This window comes from [Actinomadura] parvosata subsp. kistnae, from assembly GCF_900323885.1.
Lineage (GTDB): Bacteria > Actinomycetota > Actinomycetes > Streptosporangiales > Streptosporangiaceae > Nonomuraea > Nonomuraea composti.
The window spans coordinates 499,279-516,007 of record NZ_OOHJ01000006.1 but is presented as its reverse complement, the minus strand read 5'-3'; the positions used below and the strand labels follow the sequence as shown (position 1 = coordinate 516,007).

17 protein-coding genes are annotated in these 16,729 nt (G+C 72.8%); 3 read left to right on the top strand and 14 right to left on the bottom strand.

The features are described 5' to 3' along the window. Positions 1-69: 69 nt before the first annotated feature. The 12 genes from KIS93_RS06135 to KIS93_RS06080 form a co-directional block, all read right to left on the bottom strand. Positions 70-819: an SDR family NAD(P)-dependent oxidoreductase gene (locus tag KIS93_RS06135; RefSeq protein WP_080038542.1), complete on the bottom strand. Its 750-nt coding sequence runs from the start codon at positions 817-819 to the stop codon at positions 70-72. Further along, a complete protein-coding gene (locus tag KIS93_RS06130) occupies positions 803-1,879 on the bottom strand; it encodes a GNAT family N-acetyltransferase (RefSeq protein WP_080038541.1) in 1,077 nt (358 codons plus the stop codon). Before KIS93_RS06130 ends, KIS93_RS06135 begins: the two co-directional genes overlap by 17 nt. Further along, positions 1,864-3,120 (bottom strand): MFS transporter, encoded by a 1,257-nt coding sequence (locus KIS93_RS06125; RefSeq protein ID WP_186403926.1) that lies wholly within the window; start codon positions 3,118-3,120, stop codon positions 1,864-1,866. The genes KIS93_RS06130 and KIS93_RS06125 overlap by 16 nt, the downstream gene beginning before the upstream one ends. Then, the gene (locus KIS93_RS06120) at positions 3,120-4,106 is read right to left on the bottom strand and encodes a GNAT family N-acetyltransferase (RefSeq protein ID WP_080038539.1); all 987 of its coding nucleotides are present in this window, start codon (positions 4,104-4,106) and stop codon (positions 3,120-3,122) included. The genes KIS93_RS06125 and KIS93_RS06120 overlap by 1 nt, the downstream gene beginning before the upstream one ends. Next, positions 4,103-4,795 (bottom strand): M15 family metallopeptidase, encoded by a 693-nt coding sequence (locus KIS93_RS06115; RefSeq protein ID WP_186403925.1) that lies wholly within the window; start codon positions 4,793-4,795, stop codon positions 4,103-4,105. Before KIS93_RS06115 ends, KIS93_RS06120 begins: the two co-directional genes overlap by 4 nt. 5 nt (positions 4,796-4,800) lie before the next feature. After that, entirely contained in the window at positions 4,801-5,955 is a 1,155-nt protein-coding gene (locus KIS93_RS06110) for a type III PLP-dependent enzyme domain-containing protein (protein ID WP_080038537.1), read from the bottom strand. Positions 5,956-5,986: 31 nt separating this feature from the next. Further along, a complete protein-coding gene (locus KIS93_RS06105; RefSeq protein ID WP_080038536.1) occupies positions 5,987-7,111 on the bottom strand; it encodes a methyltransferase domain-containing protein in 1,125 nt (374 codons plus the stop codon). 16 nt (positions 7,112-7,127) lie between these two features. Further along, entirely contained in the window at positions 7,128-8,105 is a 978-nt protein-coding gene (locus KIS93_RS06100) for a cupin-like domain-containing protein (RefSeq protein WP_186403924.1), read from the bottom strand. Further along, complete coding sequence (locus tag KIS93_RS06095) at positions 8,080-9,141, bottom strand: diaminopimelate epimerase (protein WP_155127054.1); 1,062 nt, start codon at positions 9,139-9,141, stop codon at positions 8,080-8,082. The genes KIS93_RS06100 and KIS93_RS06095 overlap by 26 nt, the downstream gene beginning before the upstream one ends. A 15-nt stretch (positions 9,142-9,156) precedes the next feature. Continuing rightward, positions 9,157-10,089, bottom strand: coding sequence for a TauD/TfdA family dioxygenase (locus KIS93_RS06090; protein WP_080038534.1), 933 nt, complete (start codon positions 10,087-10,089; stop codon positions 9,157-9,159). Positions 10,090-10,252: 163 nt separating this feature from the next. After that, positions 10,253-10,759, bottom strand: coding sequence for a P-loop NTPase family protein (locus tag KIS93_RS06085; RefSeq protein WP_080038533.1), 507 nt, complete (start codon positions 10,757-10,759; stop codon positions 10,253-10,255). Positions 10,760-11,195: 436 nt separating this feature from the next. Next, positions 11,196-11,909: an SDR family NAD(P)-dependent oxidoreductase gene (locus KIS93_RS06080; RefSeq protein WP_222107281.1), complete on the bottom strand. Its 714-nt coding sequence runs from the start codon at positions 11,907-11,909 to the stop codon at positions 11,196-11,198. An 82-nt stretch (positions 11,910-11,991) separates the two neighbouring features. Between KIS93_RS06080 and KIS93_RS06075 the strand changes: the two genes are divergently transcribed. Then, the gene (locus tag KIS93_RS06075) at positions 11,992-12,939 is read left to right on the top strand and encodes an AraC family transcriptional regulator (RefSeq protein WP_080038531.1); all 948 of its coding nucleotides are present in this window, start codon (positions 11,992-11,994) and stop codon (positions 12,937-12,939) included. Here KIS93_RS06075 and KIS93_RS06070 read toward each other — a convergent pair. Both KIS93_RS06070 and KIS93_RS06065 read right to left on the bottom strand, forming a co-directional pair. Further along, positions 12,918-13,208, bottom strand: coding sequence for a hypothetical protein (locus KIS93_RS06070; RefSeq protein ID WP_080038530.1), 291 nt, complete (start codon positions 13,206-13,208; stop codon positions 12,918-12,920). The two genes, KIS93_RS06075 and KIS93_RS06070, sit on opposite strands and share 22 nt — an antisense overlap. A 35-nt stretch (positions 13,209-13,243) precedes the next feature. Then, positions 13,244-13,696, bottom strand: coding sequence for a carboxymuconolactone decarboxylase family protein (locus KIS93_RS06065; protein WP_080038529.1), 453 nt, complete (start codon positions 13,694-13,696; stop codon positions 13,244-13,246). Between the two features lie 97 nt (positions 13,697-13,793). On the opposite strand from KIS93_RS06065, the gene KIS93_RS06060 reads away from it, so the two are divergent. Both KIS93_RS06060 and KIS93_RS63055 read left to right on the top strand, forming a co-directional pair. Continuing rightward, complete coding sequence (locus KIS93_RS06060; RefSeq protein ID WP_222107280.1) at positions 13,794-14,660, top strand: AfsR/SARP family transcriptional regulator; 867 nt, start codon at positions 13,794-13,796, stop codon at positions 14,658-14,660. After that, positions 14,657-16,708 carry an ATP-binding protein gene (locus tag KIS93_RS63055; RefSeq protein ID WP_222107279.1) on the top strand — a complete coding sequence of 684 codons (2,052 nt, stop codon included), beginning with the start codon at positions 14,657-14,659 and terminating at the stop codon, positions 16,706-16,708. The genes KIS93_RS06060 and KIS93_RS63055 overlap by 4 nt, the downstream gene beginning before the upstream one ends. Positions 16,709-16,729: the final 21 nt, after the last annotated feature.

The window sequence follows — 16,729 nt, the reverse complement described above, 5'->3', positions numbered from 1 at the left end:
AGAAGCAGGAGACGTACGAATTCATCGTCGCGCCCGGCGCTATAACGCCGGTTCAACGGCGCTCACGACTCATGCGCTGGCCAGCCCCCCGGCCGTTTCGCCGCCGTCGATGACGAACGTCTGCCCGGTCGCGAATTCCGCCTCGTCCGAGGCCAGGTAGGCGGCCAGCGCGGCGATCTCGGCCGGCCGGCCGAGCCGGCCGAGCGGGACCTTGCGCGCGCATTCCGCCAGGGCGGCGGGCGAGTACTCCGCCTCCTGCATCGGGGTGAGCACGTAGCCGGGGCAGATGGCGTTGACCCGGATCTCCGGCGCCAGCTCCAGCGCCAGCGTCCTGGTCAGCTCGATCACGCCGGCCTTGCTGACGTTGTAGGCGCTGTAGTTCGGCATGCCGACCATGCCGCTGACCGAGGCGATGTTGATCACCACCCCGCCGCGGCCCCGCATTCGCCGTACGGCCCGCTGGGCCACCAGGAACACGCCGGTCAGGTTGACCCGCAGGACGCGCTCCCAGTCGGCCAGCGGCAGGTCGGCGAAGGCGCCGGGGACGCTGATGCCCGCGTTGTTGACGGCGACGTCCAGCCCGCCCCAGCGGCGGTCGAGCTCCTCGAACGCCTCGTCCACCGCCGCCGGTTCCGTCACGTCGGCCACCAGCGCCAGGTCGACCCCGGGCACGCGGTCGTCGATCAGCGCCATGGCCTCCTTGTCACGGTCCATGACGGCGACCCGGGCGCCTTCGGCGACGAAGCGGCGGGCGATGGCGGCGCCGATGCCGGAGGCCCCGCCGGTGACGATCGCCCGGTGTTCAGCCAGTCTCTTCATCGATGCTCCCCCAGGTTTCGAGGTCGAGCGCTCCCCCGGTACGCGGGTCCTCGCGCAGGCGGCGGCAGAACTGCGCGTTGTGCCGCCGCACCTGCTCGGCGGCGGCCGCAAGGACGCTGTCCGGGGAGAGGTCGAGCAGCCACAGCGGGCGCAGCCGGGCGCCGTACAGGGCCTTGGCCGCCGGGGCCTGGACGCCCGCGTGCACCCACCGCAGGCCCAGCTCGGCCGCCAGGTCGAGCTGGCTCGCCAGGACGACGTTGGCGTACTCGTGCGCGCCCGACAGGCGGTCGTAGTCGAAGCCGGCCCACCGCAGGAAGATCGCGTCGGTGCCCACGTAGTACAGGCAGAACCCGACGGGCTCGCCGCCGTCGCGGAAGCAGACCGCGACCCGGGCGGCCTCGCCCATGTGCTCGGCGTGGCTGTTCAGCGCCACGAGTTCGGTGTCGGGGTCGGTGTCGATGCCGTACTTGGCCAGGGTCTTGGCCGCCGGCACGGCCAGCGAGCCGACGCACTCGGCCAGCGGCAGGTGCTTGACGGTGTACCCGGCCTCGGCGAAGGCCCGGCGGGCCGAGCGCACCATGTACCGCTTCTTGCGCGACAGGTAGCCCGGCCAGCCGTCGACCGCGATCCACGCGTCGGCCTCCAGCACCACGGCCGGCGCGCGGACCCCGGCGCGACGGGCCAGCTCCACCTCGGAGGTGGGCACGTACAGGGCCACGCAGGGCCGACCGGCCGCCCGCTCGCGCAGTTCCGCGATGACGCCGGGCACCCCGCCGGGCTCGCCCAGGAAGTGGGTCTGGTAGCCCTCTCGCGGACCGACCAGCAGCCCGCCGGGCGGGGGCGCGGGCAGGCCACGCGCCGCCAGCAGCTCACCCCACCGGTACGGCCCCCGCGCCGGCGGCCCGTCCAGCTCCACGTACGGCACGGCCGCCCCGTCGCGCACCACGGCGTCGCCGCAACCGCCGTACTCGGCCGCGCAGAAGCGCAGCCAGGCGCTGGTCGAGTAGAAACGCGGCCCGGCCAGCGCGTCCCAGGCGGCCGGGGTCAGTCCACCGAACACGACGCCTCCTTCGTGCCGAAGACCTCGTCAGCCGACCGGATGCGGGAGAACGCGAAAGCCACGGACCCCGCCACCAGGACGGCGACGGCGGCCGCCATCGCCGCGCGGACCCCGAGCAGCCCGCCGAGGGCCCCGCCGAGCAGCCCGCCCAGCGGGATCGTGCCGAAGACGAAGAACCGGTAGGTCGCGGTCACCCTGCCGAGCAGCTCGGGCGGCACCAGGACGCCGCGCAGGCTCAGGCTGTGCACGTTGAACACGGCCAGCGCGAGGCCGTACACGAACAGGCCGGCGGTCATGACCGCGCCGGCGACGAGCGGCGACCCCGTGGCCGCGGGCACCAGGCCGAGCGCGGCCGAGCTGACGATCATCGACCAGACCAGGGCGCGGCCGACGCCGAGAACCCGGCCCGCGCGGTCGGCCACGATCGAGCCCGCCAGCGCGCCCACGCTGCCGATGCCGAGGATGACGCCCAGCAGGCTGGTGGACAGGTGCAGCTCGCGCACGCCGTACAGCAGGTACAGGGTGAGGATGACCTGCTCGAACAGGTTGAACCAGGCCGAGCCCAGCAGCAGCGGGCGCAGCCGCGCGTCCCTCAGCGTCGAGGCCACGCCCTCCTTGATCTCAGCCCAGGTGGAGGGCCGGTCCGCGGGCGGGGCGGGGGGCGGCTCCCGGTGCCTGATGGCCGCCACGCTGAGCGCGGCCACCAGGTACGTGACCGCGTTGGCCAGGATCGAGATCGGCGCGCTCAGCCACTGCACGAGCAGGCCGCCCACGCCGGGGCCGCCGATGGAGGCGATCGAGTACGTGGCCTCCAGCCGGGCGTTGGCCGGGACGAGCTGGTCCTTGGGGACCAGGGACGGCAGGTAGACGACGTAGGCCACGTCGAAGACCGCGGTGAGCAGGCCGGTCAGGAACGCGATGGCGTACAGCAGCGGCATGGACAGCAGGTCGGCCAGGTAGAGCAGGGGGATCAGGCCGAGCAGGGCCGCCCGGCCCACGTTGGCGACGGTCAGGGCCGGGCGCTTGCGGTGGCCGTCCAGCCACACCCCGGCGAACAGGGTGATGAGCAGCACCGGCGCGAACTGCATCGCGGTCAGGACGCCGAGCTGCTCCGGAGTGGCGCGCAGGGTGATGATCGCGGTCAGCGGCAGGGCCAGCACGGTGATCTGCGCCCCGAACTGCGAGACCGTCTCACCGCCCCACAGCTTGAGGAAGTCGCCGTGGCGCCAGAGGCCGGACATCACGCCTCCTGGGCGATGCCGAGCTTCTGGTGCAGCGCCGCCAGCTTCGGGCGGTACCTCGGGACGTCGCCGGGGTCGGCCGCGTACCACAGCGACCACAGCTCCACGCCGGTGAAGCCGTACCGGCGCTTGAACGCGTCGTTGCCCTTGCCGAACTCCAGGCGCTCCCATCCGCGCTCCGGCCCCATCCGCAGCAGCTCGTAGAGCAGGAACAGGTACGGGCTGACCTGCTGGACCACCGTGTGGTCCATGCCGCCGGCCCACAGGTAGAGCCGGTGGTCGTGCTCCAGCGCGAGGTAACCGGCGACCGTGCGGCCGTCCCAGTCGGCCCGCAGCAGCCGGCCGCCGGGCATGCCGAGCACCGCCTGGGCGGTGGCCCGGTCGTACAGTCGCGGCCAGCCGTGCCGCAGGGCCGAGCCGTTGGCCAGCGCGACGACCTCGTCGATGCGCTCGGGCGCGGGGTCGCTCTCCTCCACCAGCCGCAGCCCCTTCTCGGCGGACCGGCGCCACCGCCGCCGCCAGTCGTGGCGCTTGTCCTTGGCCACGTCGCCCACGATGGGGTCGTGACCGGCGCCGACCACCCGGTGGTAGGCGTGGTCCAGCCGCAGCATGCCGTCGGGCGGCCGGACGGTGGCCCAGTCCAGGGCGGCCTCCAGCGGCAGATTGAGCACGAGCAGGCCGCAGGTGCCGGGCATCAGGCCGGCCGCGTGGTCGAGCAGGCCGGCCACCTCCTCCGGCCGCTCGGCCAGGTACGCGGGACCGTACCCGGCGTAGAGCGAGCCGACGGTGAGCAGCGGCCGGTCCCAGATCCGGCCCAGGCCGGTGTCGACCTCGTAGCCGTGCCAGAACGGGGAGTACTCCAGGCACTGCAGCAGCGGCAGGCCGGTCGGCCGCCGCCGCTCGACGGTGCTGGCCGACCACGCGGCGAGCCATTCGCCCGTGTCGTAGACGGTACGCGGATAGCGCATGGTCTGTGGCAGGGTCATGGTTTCCTCCACGGTATGGCGGCGCCGTATTCGGCGAACCGTTCGCCGTGAAACGCGGCGCTCACCATCGTGCCCAGTTCGTAGTGCCAGAATTCCCACGAGTAAGGCGCGAAGCCGGCGCCCAGCATCGCCCAGTAGAGCATTCTGCGCAGCCGCCGGTATTCGGACCGGTCGTCGTTCTCGTAATAGGCGAGCCAGGACCGTTCGTTGAACTCGTCGAACTCGGCGCCGAGATCCAGGGGCCGCCCCTCGGTGTCGCACAGGGTGACGTCCACCGCGCCGCCGGTGGCGTGCGGCGGCGGCGCGGCCAGGAACTCCTCCTGGGAGGCGGGCGGCAGCGCCAGGTACATCTCGACCGTGGCATCGTCGCCGGGATCGGGCAGCGTCCTGCGGAACTGTTCGACGATCTCCGCCTGGGTCTCCAGCGTGCGCAGGCCGTCCCAGACCAGGATGCCGATGCCGTCGGGCAGCGCGGCCGAGGCTTGCTGGAGCGCCGCGAGCACCCGGCGTCGGACGAAGATCCGCGGGCCGGCCGCGGTGATGCCGCGCTGGTGGTAGGCGGGGGCGGCGTGCACGCCGGGCACGCCGGCCACCTCGGCCAGCGGTTCGCCGCACTCGCGTACGCCGACGCCGGGCGGCGGCGAGACCGTCGGCTCGATGACGATGGGGCCGTCCAGGGTGGTGATCACGTCGCTCAGCTCCCGAACCAGGCTTTGGCGAACCCCTCGGCCAGATCGGGTGGCAGCTCGACGGGTTCGGCGGCGGACAGGCCCTCCACGGGGGCGGTGTAGCCCCACGCGTAGGCCCCGGAATTGGGCAGGACGACCAGGTCGCCCTCGGCCAGCGGCGGCAGCGCCGCCTTCCTGGCGATCACGTCGAAGGAGTCCATGACCGGGCCGAGCACGGCCGCGGGCGCCGGGTCGCCGGACCGCGCGGCGACGATCTCCACGCCGGCCTCCGGCTCGATGAACGTGGTCTCGAACAGGCCGGCGTACGCGCTGGTGTCCAGGTGGACCAGGCGGCGGCCGGCCACGACCCGGTCGGCCACCACGCGGCTCAGCATGGCCATGGCCGGCTGGCACAGGTACCGGCCGGGCTCGCACAGCACGTCCACGTCCGGCGGCAGCGCGCGGGCGATCCGCTGGAAGAAGTCCGGGTGGTCGCGGTGGAACCGGTCGCGGGAGCCGGGGAAGCCGCCGCCGATGTTGATCGTCGGCACCGCGATGCCCGCCGCGGCCAGCCGTTCACGCAGGCCCAGCAGCGTCTCCAGGCCGCGCAGGTACGGCAGCGCCTGCTCCATGCCCGCGCCCGCGGTGCCGACGAAGAACGACAGCGCCTCGATCTCCATGCCGCGCGCGGCGGCCCGCTCGGCCAGCCCGGCGAGCGCGTCGGCGGTGTTGCCGAACCGCACGATTGAGCGGGCGGACTGCCCGGCGTCGGGCGGCCGCAGCCGCAGGGTGATCCTGGCCGTGCCGGGCAGCAGCTCCAGGCCCCTGGCGTCGTCCACCACGAAGCGGGTCACCCCCGAGGCGAGGACCGTCTCCAGGGTCCGCCGGGTGCAGACCGGGTTGAGAAAGGCGATGCGGTGCGGCGGGACGCCCAGCTCGAGCAGGGCCGCCAGGTGCGCGGTGTTGGTGACGTTGAACTCCTCCACCAGCGGCTCCAGCGCCCGCAGCACCATCGGATGGGCGTTGGCCTTGGTCGCGTAGGAGATGCGGGCGCCGAGCCGGGTCCGCAGCTCGGCCACTCCGGCGCGCAGCACGGCGGGGGCGAACAGGAACGCCGGCGTCTCGATCCGCTGCTTCGCCGCCCAGTCGGCCACCTGGCCGACGAGTTGCTGGGAAAGCATCACGGCTCCTCAGTGGTGGACTCGATGGGGGTCAGTGGTAGGCGGGGCCGCGCAGCAGGTAGCCGAGCTCGACCCCGCTGGAGTCGATGCGCGGGTCGGTCGAGGTGAACGCGGCCACGCTCAGCCCGGCCCGCCGGAACAGCTCGTCCCAGTAGTCCTTCCTGGCCAGGCGCTGGCGGGTGAAGTAGTGGATGAGGAAGTACGGGTTCCAGAAGTTGCGCGCCACGCCGTGCCGCATGACGGCCGGATTGCCGATCTCGTCGCTCACCTCGATGACCACGACGTTGATCCGCGGGAACCGGGTGATGATGCCGCGCAGCAGCTCCAGCACCGCCTCCTCGCCCTCCTGGGCGAGGATCTCCTGCAGCACGTAGCCCAGCACGATGAGGTCGGGCCGGCAGTCCTGCGGCGGGTGGCGCAGGAAGTCGGTGGCCGAGGCGTGCACCAGCCGTACCCGGTCGGCCATGCCCTCCCGTTCCACCAGGGAGAGCGCGGCCCGGTAGCCGTCCGCGTCCGGTTCCACGCCCCAGGCCCGCAGGCCCGGGACGGCCTTGGCGAACTCCGTGAGGTACAGCGCGTTGCCGCAGCCGAGGTCGAGCAGTTCGCGGGCGCTCACCCCGCCCTTCTCCAGCAGGTCGAGCGTCATCGGCATGCCGTCGTAGCGGCTGATCTCGCAGCTGCCGACGCCCACGTACTCGCCGTTGCGGGTGCAGTCGGGGGCGCCGCGGGTGAGGGCGCCGCCGATCTGCTGGATGGTGCCGGCGTAGCCGCCGATGAGGAACGTGTACCAGGCGCGGAACTCGTTCAGCCCGGCGGCCTTGGCGGTCAGCGCCACCCGGTCGTCGGCCACCTGCACGATGTCCTCGTTGGCCAGGTAGAGCAGGAACCCGCGCAGCCGGTCGACGTCCATGGCCAGCTCGCCGGCCAGGACGGGGATCGGGACGGCCGGCCGGCCGGCCAGCGCGTCGTAGATCCCGGTGTCGAACAGATGGTGGATGCCCACCGCGAGGAAGTGCTCGCTGATGGGGCGGATCGCCTCGATGAGCCGGAGCTCGAAGGACGGATCCACGGTCGTCCTGATCGCTTGCGGCCCGGTGGCAGGGCCGGTGGCAGGCCCGGTGGTGGGGCCGGTGGTGGGGCCGGTGGTGATGGTCACGGCGGTCTCCCCGGGGTCAGTCGGTGGCCGGATCGTTGTCGCGCGAGAAGTCGCCCCAGCGCAGCAGGTCGAACAGCCGCTTCCCGGTCGAGGGCGGGCTGAAGAAGAACGTGGTCTGCTCCCGGCGGCGCAGCAGCCCGTGCGCGACGAAGTCCCGCGCGGTCGCGGCCCAGTACCGGGGACCGCTGCGCAGCAGCAGCGAGGCGTAGTCGGCGGCGGTCATCGGCGGGCCGAACCAGTGGTTGACGGACACGGACGGCGTCCGCGACCTGATGTCGTGCCAGCAGCCGCGCGGCAGGAACAGCACGTCGCCCGGCTGCACGGTGCCGGCGTAGAACACCGCGCGGCGCAGCCGCGGGAACCGGCCCAGGTCCGGGTAGGCCAGGTCGACCTGGCTGTTGACCAGGTTGCCGGGGAAGGGGTAGACGTCCCTGGCGTGCTTCCACGGCACCAGCACCACGTGCTTCTCGCCCCAGATCTGGCAGAAGAAGTTGTCCTTCAGATCCGAGTGCAGCATCGACCGGGTGCCCGCCGAGCCGATCCACACCCGGGTGTCCGTGCCGTGCGGCGGGCCGCCGGTGAGCGGCTCGAAGTCGTAGTCGGTGGCCGGGAACAGCTCGGCGGCCCGGGTGTAGGCGAGGTAACAGGGCGAGTCCGGCGAGGTGGTCAGCATGGTGTCGACGAACTCGGCGAACGGCAGCGCGCGCTGGTAGTTCTTCTGGTCCTGGGGGAACAGCACGCCGCTGGACGGCAGGTCCATCAGCGCGGTGACCTGGCGCCCGCCGTACGACCTGACCAGGTTCTCCGGTGTCCAGCGGGTCCGGGCGGGCCAGGAATCGGCCAGCCCGGGGAACAACATCGGGCCCGAGCGGCCGGCGACGGCCTGCCGTACCGCCGCCGGGGTGGGGTGGTGGTGGCGGGGCAGCGGCCGTACGTCGAGACCGGCCTCGCGCAGGACGTCGGCCGGGTCAGCCTGCAGGTGCAGCGAGAGCATGGCTGGAGTCCTTAGCGGATCGACGGTTGCTGATGGTCTGGTACGCCGACGCGTTCGGCGTCATGGGGACGGTGCCGACGCAGACCAGCCGCGGCCGGCCCGTCACGACATATCCGGATTCGGTGGTGGTGACGGTGAGGGCGGCATCCGGCTGGTACCAGCGGCACCGGTGCGGCCAGAACGTGATCTCCCCCTCGGGCAGGAGCCCGAGCCGCTGCCCGACGTACGTCATGGCCACCGTGCCCGAGCCGCAGGCCAGCGTCTCGCAGTTGATCGCCCGCTCCCACGTCCGGTACTCGACCCGCCGCCCCTCGACGCGGGCGAAGTTGAGGTGCACGCCCTGCGGGAAGAGGTCGCGGTAGGCCTGGTTGACGTGGGTGCCGATGTGGTGGGCCAGGGCGACCGACTCCTTGACGGCGGCGCCGTCCGGCCTGCCGACGGCGCCCCGCGCGTCGATGAACAGCCGCTCCGCCAGCTCCTCCGGCAGCCCGTGCCCCTGGAACAGCGCCAGGTGCGGCTCGCCGCTGAAGGACAGGTAGCCGCTCAGCTCGCCCACGCCGGGAACGTCCAGGCCGGTGATCCGGTCGATGCCGTCGGACGGCGGCGGCCCGCTCCGGTTGATCAGCTCCTCCGGGGTCGGGCGCGTCCAGCCCATGTTGACCCAGGTGCGGCCGTTGTCCTCGTCCGCGCCGATGTGCACCAGCCGGGGCCGCCCGGTGGGGAGCTCGGTGAGCACCCCCCACCGGGTGCCGCCGTGCGTGCGCCGCAGCGCGGCGGCGGTGGACAGCAGGCCGTTCCCGCAGGACAGCGTCTCCGACCCGTCGACCTCGAAGATCCGGAAGACGTAGTCGGCGTCGCCCCCGTCGGCCTTCGACAGGTACAGGACGTTGTCGGTGCCGCCGATGCCGAAGTCGCCGTTGAGCGCCCAGCGCGCGAAGTCCGCGCGCTGCTCGTCGCCGGCCAGCGGGGTGCGCGTCTCGTCGACGATGAGGAACGTGTTGCCGAACGAGGTGTACTTGGCGAACAGGATGTCCATGATCACACCGTGGGATCAGACCGTGGCGCCGAGCGGACCGGTGGCCACCGGCAGGCCCACGTCGCTCTGGATGAGCGACTTGATCCCGGCCGCCAGCGGGGTGGAGTCGTCGGGCAGCTGCGTGCCGAACAGGTTCTCGCAGTGCCGGGCGCGCAGGTCACGGTCCTTGCCGTGGTACTCGGCCCGCCGGTGCATCATGCGGTAGTTGTCGATCACCGCGACGTCGCCGGCCGACCAGCCGATCTCGACCTCGTTCTCGAACGCCCAGCGCTCCACGGTCTCCAGCAGCTCCCGCGGCACCGGCGAGCCGTCGCCCAGCGACATGCCGTAGAAGGTCTGCTCCGTCATGGCCTGCAGCATCGTGTTGCTGAAGCTCTCCTCCCCGCCGGGCGTCCTCACCACGATCGGCGCCTCGTAGCAGGTGTACAGCGTGCCGTCGGGCAGGAACCGGTGGCTGAAGCCGGGCAAGGAGGCCAGCACCTTCTCGATCTCCTCGGTCGCGGCCCCGCCGGTCGCCGACCGCCAGGTCTCCTCGGCCCAGTGGCGCTCGAAGCGCAGGGTGTTCGTGCGGCAGAACTCCTGCCAGTGCGGGCTGAGCTCGTTCAGCAGCCGTACGCCGTCGACCGCGCCGGTGGGCGCCCCGCCGTCGCTGCCCTCGTACAGGCACAGGAACCAGATGGCGTCCGGCCGGTAGGGGTTGTAGGAGTCCTCGGCGTGGAAGCCCAGCGCCTCCCCGCCCTCCGGGTAGTGCACGTGGCGGGCCCCGGCGCAGGTGCCGAACCGCCGGGTGAACGCCTCGAACTCCTCCAGGGTCGGCTGGTATCCCGTGAAGTACACGTAGCCGTCCCTCTTCAGCAGCGAGACGACGAGCGCGGGGTCGATGTCCGCGAGCCGCTCACCGGGGTTGGCGACGATTTCGCTGCCGATCTTCTTCGAGTGAATCTTCATTCCACACCTTCCGGGTGCTCCCTGCGTCCATCACGGATCAGGCTGCCCCGGCGGTCTGAAACGGCTGTCCAACGCCGTTGATACGCCGCTCAAACGCCCGCCGCGCGGGGCACGGGAGGAGTACCGCTACCCGATCGGGCCTGACCGACCAGGGATCGCACGTCTACGTGCCGGGGAGCCCGGCCAGGAAGCGGCGGGCGGCTCGGCGGCTGGTCAAGGTGATGACGCGGGCGTGGGTGGCGTGCTCGGCGATGAGGGCGCGGACCTTGGGCCGCATCCGGCGTCGGTAGCCGAGGACGTAGGTGATGAAGCCCCAGTGGATGCGGTCGTACACGCCTTGCTCGGCGTGCTGGCCGCCGCGGTAGCGCCGGCGGCGCTGGAGGATGCCCCACAGGCACACGAGTGGGGGGATGTCGAGGAAGATCACCGTGTCGGCGTTCGCCAGCCGGATGTGCAGGGTGGAGGCGAAGTTGCCGTCGATCACCCATCGGGGCTCGGCGACGAGCTTCTCCTGGATGGCGGCGAACTCCTCCGGCGGCAGCGGATTCCAGTCGGCGTCGTAGTACACGGCGTCGAGGTGGATCATAGGGACGTCGAGGAGAGCGGCGAGCCGGCGCCCCACGGTGGTCTTGCCACTGCCGCCGCAGCCGATGACGGCGATCCTGCGCATGTCGTCAGAGGTTACCCAGCGGAGAAGATGCCGGGCCGGGGTTTGCATCGTGTCGTTCACGCGGCGACCAGGGCGGCAGCGTCGAAGCCGGACATCGCGGCGAGGGCCGGCGACTTCGGCGCACGACAGGCAGACGTGGCCATCGAAGGCGATCTCCACGGCTCACGGCGATGCCGCCGTCGAACGCATCTGCGCCGTCGTACATTTCGCGTAGTTATTCGCGCTGTTGGCGTCAGAAATGCATCGCCTGTCTGTAGCCGGCGGGCTGGACGCGCTGTCGCTGGGCGCGATGGCGGCGGTCGCGTACGGGCCCGAGGCGGTCGTGCCGGTGCTCGCCCTCGCGGGTGTCCGGCATCGGGCCCGGACGTCGGCCACGCGCGTCGCGTGGTGTCCCGCTTTCCAGCGATCAGCCGGTGCGCTTCCGGACGAGCCTTCTTCAGGCGGGGACGTGGGCCTCGAGCCTGGACCGCGTGGCGTGCATGTCCCACAGGAGGTCCGCCAGCTCGACGGGGTCGGCTGCGGGCATGTCCGGCATGGGCTCGCCCTGGGCCAGCCGTCGCTGGTAGTCCTCCTCGAAGGGGGTGCCCAGGATGCGGGCGCCGATGTAGAGCAGGCCGACGTACACGCCCTGGCCTGTCACCTCGGCCGCCAGCGACTGCAGGTAGTTCCGCTGCGCGGCCAGGATCGTGGGCCAGCCGCTCATGTGCGGGCGGCCGTGGACGGCGGCGGCCCCCTGGGCGCTGAGGACGGCGCCGTCGCCGCGCTCGATCATGGCCGGCAGGAACTCGCCGACCAGGCCCATGAGCGTGTAGAGGGTGATCGGCAGCCGGTCCAGGATCAGCTCGCGGGTGAGCCGGGTGGCGGGTACGAAGGCCGGCTCCGCGGGGGCCGGGCCGTAGTAGAACGCTGTGGGGTCGCCCACCTTCTCCCTGATCCGGCCGGCGAGCGCGGGGACGGTGTCGCTCCGGTCGAGGTCGCCGGTGATCACGTGGGCGGTGACGCCGTCGGCGGCCAGCTCTCCTGCCAGGGACTCCAGACGCTCGCGGCGGCGGGCGACGAGGACGACCTCGTACCCCTCCTTGCCGTAGCGGCGGGCGACCGCCTGCCCGACGCCGGGACCGGTTCCGAAGACTGCGATGGATTTCGTCATGACACTCAGCGAACCGCACCGGCCGGCAGATGATCCATGGGAGAAAGTCTGCGATGCCTTTGCGATCGTCTAGGTTGGGCGGGTGGACGTGCTCACCGATCTGCTGCACCGTGCCCGCGCGCAGAACGCCGTCGTCCGGCAGCTGATCCAGCCGCCGCCGTGGGCGATCACGTACGCCGACGCGCCGCCCCTCACGGTCGCGGCCACGCTGGGCGGGCGGGCCGTGATCCGGCTCGCGGACGGTCCTCCCACCCGGCTGTGCCCGGGTGACATCGCGCTCATCACCGCTCCCGGCGGCTACACGATCGCGGACGACCCCGCGACCCCGCCCCAGTACGTCATCCGCGACGGCCGCAAGTTCCTGCCCACCGGCGCGCCCGTGGACGACGTCCCGGCACCGGCCCCCCGCACGTTCGGCACGCGCCTGTCCGGTGCGGGGCCCGGCGCCACCGTCATGCTGCGCGGTGCGTACGACCTGCGCGGCGACGTGGCGTCCCGCCTGCTGGAGCTGCTTCCCCCGCTGGCCGTCGTGCCGGCCGGGCCGCGTACCCGGGTGACGCTCGACCTGCTCTCCACCGAGGCCGCCAGCGGCGAGCCGGGACAGGACGCCGTGCTCGCCCGCCTGCTGGACCTGGTCCTCGTGATCGCGCTGCGGGCCTGGTGCACCAGGCCGGAGGCGACGCCGCCCGCCTGGTACCGGGCGTTGAGCGACCCGGCGATCGGCGAGGCGCTGCGCCTGCTGCACGAGGAGCCCGCGCATCGGTGGACGGTGGCCTCGCTGGCGGCGAAGGTGGGCCTGTCCAGGGCCGCCTTCGCCCAGCGCTTCACCGCCCTGGTCGGCCGGCCGCCGCTCGGCTACCTCACCGACTGGCGCATGACCCTGGCCGCCGACCTGCTCCGCGATCCCCGCAGGAGCGTCGCCTCGGTGGCGCGCGAGGTGGGCTACGGGGATTCTTTCGCGTTCAGCGTCGCGTTCAAGCGTGCTCGCGGGCGCACGCCGTCGGAGGCTCAGCGTTCGTCCACGACCTGACCGTTCTGGGCGGTGGCGTCCTTGGTGAGGGCCATGGTCAGCGGCGCCTCGGCGAAGGTGGCGATGGCGGCGAACGCCGCGCCCATCTGCCCGGCGTCCTCCCAGTGCCAGGTGTCGGTGTAGGTGCCGTCCTCCAGCCGGATCAGCACGGTACGGGTGAGCCCGGGGTGCCGCTCCCGTACGGTGGCGATGAGGGAGGCGCGGCGGGCCAGGAACTCCTCCAGGTCGGCGTCGGCGACGGAGTAGCGGTGCGAGCGTACGGCGGACATGTCAGTCGTCTCCCTTTCGTGGGTGTGTGCGTCGATTACCAGCTGCCGGCGACCTGGCGGATCGGGGCGTTGAGGCGGTTGAAGAGGTTCGTGGTGGCGGTCATCAGCAGGATCGAGGCGAGCTGCTTCTCGTCGAAGTGGTCCGCGGCCTCGTCCCAGATCTCGTCCGGCACGGCGTCGGTGCGGTCGGCCAGCCGGGTCGCGCACTCGGCCAGCGCCAGCGCGGCCCGCTCGGCGTCGGTGTAGTACGGGGCCTCGCGCCAGGCCGCGATCAGGCCGAGGCGCTCGTCGGTGATGCCGAGCTTGCGCAGGTTCTTCAGGCCCGCGTCCACGCAGAAGCTGCAGCCGTTGATCTGGCTGACCCGCAGGTGGATCATCTCCATGAGCTCCTGGGGCAGGCCCTGCGACTGGGCGGCCTTCATCAGCTCCATGATCGGCTTCATCGCGGCGGGGATGACCGTGGCGGGGTTCTTCATCCGGGCTTCCATCGTTGTCTCCTCTGTCGTGCTTCGCGTGAGATCAGGATGGACGTCCGGATTGATACATTCGCTATGCGTCCACGATGTGCCGGAGATGGGGGTCACGATGCTGCGCTTCTCTCTGCTCGGACCCGTGCAGCTGACCCTCGGCGGCACGCCGGTCCCGAGCATCGCCCCACGTCACCGGGCCGTCCTGGCCTACCTCCTGCTCAACGCGGGCCGGGTGATCAGCATCGAGCGGCTGATCGAGGCGATGTGGGGTTACGACATGCCGGACACCGCCCGCTCGCAGATCCACGCCTCGATCACCGCCATCCGCAAGGCGCTGCGCGGCGCGGGCGCCGAGGGGCTGCTGGAGACCCGGGCCGGCGGCTACGTGGCGCGGCCCGAGCCGGGGCAGGTGGACGCGCAGGAGTTCACCGAGCTGGTGGCGGCAGGGGCACTGCGCGAGGCGCTGGGGCTGTGGAGTGGTGAGGCGCTGGAGGGGGTGCACGCGCATTACGTCGCCGGGCTCAGGGAGTTGTGGAACGAGCGGCGGCTGTCGGCGTACGAGCGGCTGGTGGAGGGTGAGCTGGCCGCCGGGCGGCACGCGGAGCTGCTCGACGAGCTGGCCGCGCAGGTGAGCGCGTACCCGCTGCGCGAGAAGCTCACCGGCCATCTCGTCCTGGCCCTGCACCGGGCCGGCCGCCAGGCCGACGCCCTGGCCGCGGCCCGCGCCTACCGCACGGCCCTCGCCGACGAACAGGGCCTCGACCCCGGCCACGCTTTCACCGAGCTGGAGCAGGCCGTCCTCAAGGACGACCCGTCCCTGCGCCTGCCCGCCGCCCCGGCCTCCTTCGTGGGTCAGAGCGCTTCCGCGGCCGGGGCGGTGGCCGTCCCGGCGGGCTCGGGCGCCTCCCCTGCGGGCCGGGCGCCTCCCCTGCGGGGCCGGTCGCCTCCGTCGCGGGGCCGCGCGCCTGGCCGGCGGGGTTGATCACCGCCGCTCAGCCGTCTCGCCGCTCGGCCTTCCTTCCGTACGACATTCCCGACTTCTCCGGAAGGGCCGTCGAGCTGGAGCGGCTCGTGGCCGAGCACCACGAACCGGGCGTCATCACGATCGACGGCATGGCGGGCATCGGCAAGACCACGCTCGCCGTGCACGTCGCCCACCGGCTGGCCGAACGCTATCCGGACGGGCAGCTCTTCCTCGACCTCCAGTCCCACACCGCAGGCCGGGAGCCGATCGACCCGGCCGCCGCGCTGGAGGCGCTGCTGCGGCAGCTCGGGGTGCCCGCCGACCGCATCCCGGTCACGACGGCCGAGCGGGGCGCGCTCTGGCGGGCCGAGCTGGCCGGGCGTCGCGTGCTGGCCGTCCTGGACAACGCGCGCGACGCCGACCACGTACGCCCCTTGCTGCCGGGCCGCTCCGACACCCTCGTCCTGATCACCAGCAGACGGCGGCTCGTCGGCCTGGACGGAGCCCACGCGCTGTCGGTCGACGTGCTGGCGGAGCGCGACGCGCAAGAGCTGTTCGAACGCATCGTGGGCGAGCGCGCCCGGCAGGAGCCGGACGCCGTCCGCGAGGTGCTGCAGCTGTGCGGGCACCTGCCGCTCGCCCTGCGGATCTCGGCCGCCCGCCTCCAGCACCGCCCGAGCTGGACCGTGGCGTACCTGGCCGGCCGGCTGAACGACCACCGGCGGCTGCTGAACGGCGTGTCGGCCGCCTTCGCCCTGTCGTACGAGCAGCTCGACGAGGCGGAGCAGCGCATGTTCCGCCTGCTCGGCCTGGTGCCCGGCCGCGACATCGACGCCTGCGGCGCGGCGGCCCTGGCCGGGATCGACGAGGACGAGGCCGAGGAACTGCTCGAAGGGCTCCTCGACGCCCACATGCTGCTGCAACGCGAGCCCGGCCGCTACACCTTCCACGACCTGCTCCGCGAGCACGCCCGCAGCCTCGCCGAGGACGACGGCGCGGTCATGCGGCTGCTCGCGTACTACCTGCACCGCTCCCGCGCGGCGATGGACCGGCTCTTCCCGCACAGCCTCGCCCAGCGCGAGGGCATCCCCCAGCCCGCGACCCCGGTCGCGCCCCTGCGCGACGCCGCCGAGGCGAGCGCCTGGCTGGACGCCGAACGCGCGAACATCATCGCCACCGCCGTCCACGGCCCCGAGATCTGCCTGGGCATGCTCGCCCTGACCATGCGCCCGTACCTGGACCGGCAGGCCCACCACGACGACGCGCTCACCCTGCACACCCTGGCGCTCCAGCGCAGCCGCAAGCTCGGCGACCGCGAGGTCCAGGCGCGGGCGCTGACCGACCTGGCGTGGACGTACTGGCGGCTGGGCGAGTACGAGCGGGCCGAGGAGCACGCCCACCAGGCCCTCGACGCGTGCGAGGAGGCGTACGAGCGGGCCAGGGCGCTGCTCACGCTGGGCAACGTGGCCCTGCGCAGGCGACGGGACGTGGAGGCTGAGCAGTACCTCAAGCAGGCGCTCGACCTGTCCCGCATCGGCGCCGACACCTGGGGCGAGGCGCACGTCCTCGGCATCCTCGCCCTCACCCTGGACCGGGCGGGCCGTGCCGAGGAGGCCCGCCGCCACCTCGACCTGGCCCTCGCCCTCCACCGCAAGGTCGGCAACCCGGCGGGAGAGGCGGCCACCCTCGACCACCTCGGCGTCGTCCTGCGCCGCCAGGGCGAGCCGGCCCAGGCCCGCGCCGCCACCAGCAGGCCGCCGCCCTCTACCGCGAGCTGGGCAACCCCGCCGACGAGGCCGCGGCGCTCAACGGCCTGGCCGAGGCGGCGGACGATCCGGCCCGCGCGATCGAGGAGCACACGGCCGCGCTCGCCCTGGCCGACCGCACCCGCAACCGCCCGGAGCAGGCCCGCGCGCACGACGGGCTGGCCCGCGCCCACCTCGCCCTCGGCCACCCCGAACAGGCCGGCGAGCACGGCCACCTGGCCCTGGCCCTGTACGCCGAACTCGGCGTCCCGGAGGCCGACGAGCTCCGCGCCTTCCTGGAACCCGCGTGAATCACGCTGACCTGCCGAAACGTGCAGCGCC

Bases quoted from the DNA above. Each gene is read 5' to 3' on its own strand.
- KIS93_RS06120 (WP_080038539.1), bottom strand. From the start codon at position 4,106: ATGACCCTGCCACAGACCATGCGCTATCCGCGTACCGTCTACGACACG.
- KIS93_RS06080 (WP_222107281.1), bottom strand. From the start codon at position 11,909: ATGACGAAATCCATCGCAGTCTTCGGAACCGGTCCCGGCGTCGGGCAG.
- KIS93_RS06060 (WP_222107280.1), top strand. From the start codon at position 13,794: ATGCTGCGCTTCTCTCTGCTCGGACCCGTGCAGCTGACCCTCGGCGGC.
- KIS93_RS06065 (WP_080038529.1), bottom strand. From the start codon at position 13,696: ATGGAAGCCCGGATGAAGAACCCCGCCACGGTCATCCCCGCCGCGATG.
- KIS93_RS06085 (WP_080038533.1), bottom strand. From the start codon at position 10,759: ATGCGCAGGATCGCCGTCATCGGCTGCGGCGGCAGTGGCAAGACCACC.
- KIS93_RS06135 (WP_080038542.1), bottom strand. From the start codon at position 819: ATGAAGAGACTGGCTGAACACCGGGCGATCGTCACCGGCGGGGCCTCC.
- KIS93_RS06110 (WP_080038537.1), bottom strand. From the start codon at position 5,955: ATGCTTTCCCAGCAACTCGTCGGCCAGGTGGCCGACTGGGCGGCGAAG.
- KIS93_RS06070 (WP_080038530.1), bottom strand. From the start codon at position 13,208: ATGTCCGCCGTACGCTCGCACCGCTACTCCGTCGCCGACGCCGACCTG.
- KIS93_RS06100 (WP_186403924.1), bottom strand. From the start codon at position 8,105: ATGCTCTCGCTGCACCTGCAGGCTGACCCGGCCGACGTCCTGCGCGAG.
- KIS93_RS06125 (WP_186403926.1), bottom strand. From the start codon at position 3,120: ATGTCCGGCCTCTGGCGCCACGGCGACTTCCTCAAGCTGTGGGGCGGT.
- KIS93_RS06090 (WP_080038534.1), bottom strand. From the start codon at position 10,089: ATGAAGATTCACTCGAAGAAGATCGGCAGCGAAATCGTCGCCAACCCC.
- KIS93_RS06095 (WP_155127054.1), bottom strand. From the start codon at position 9,141: ATGGACATCCTGTTCGCCAAGTACACCTCGTTCGGCAACACGTTCCTC.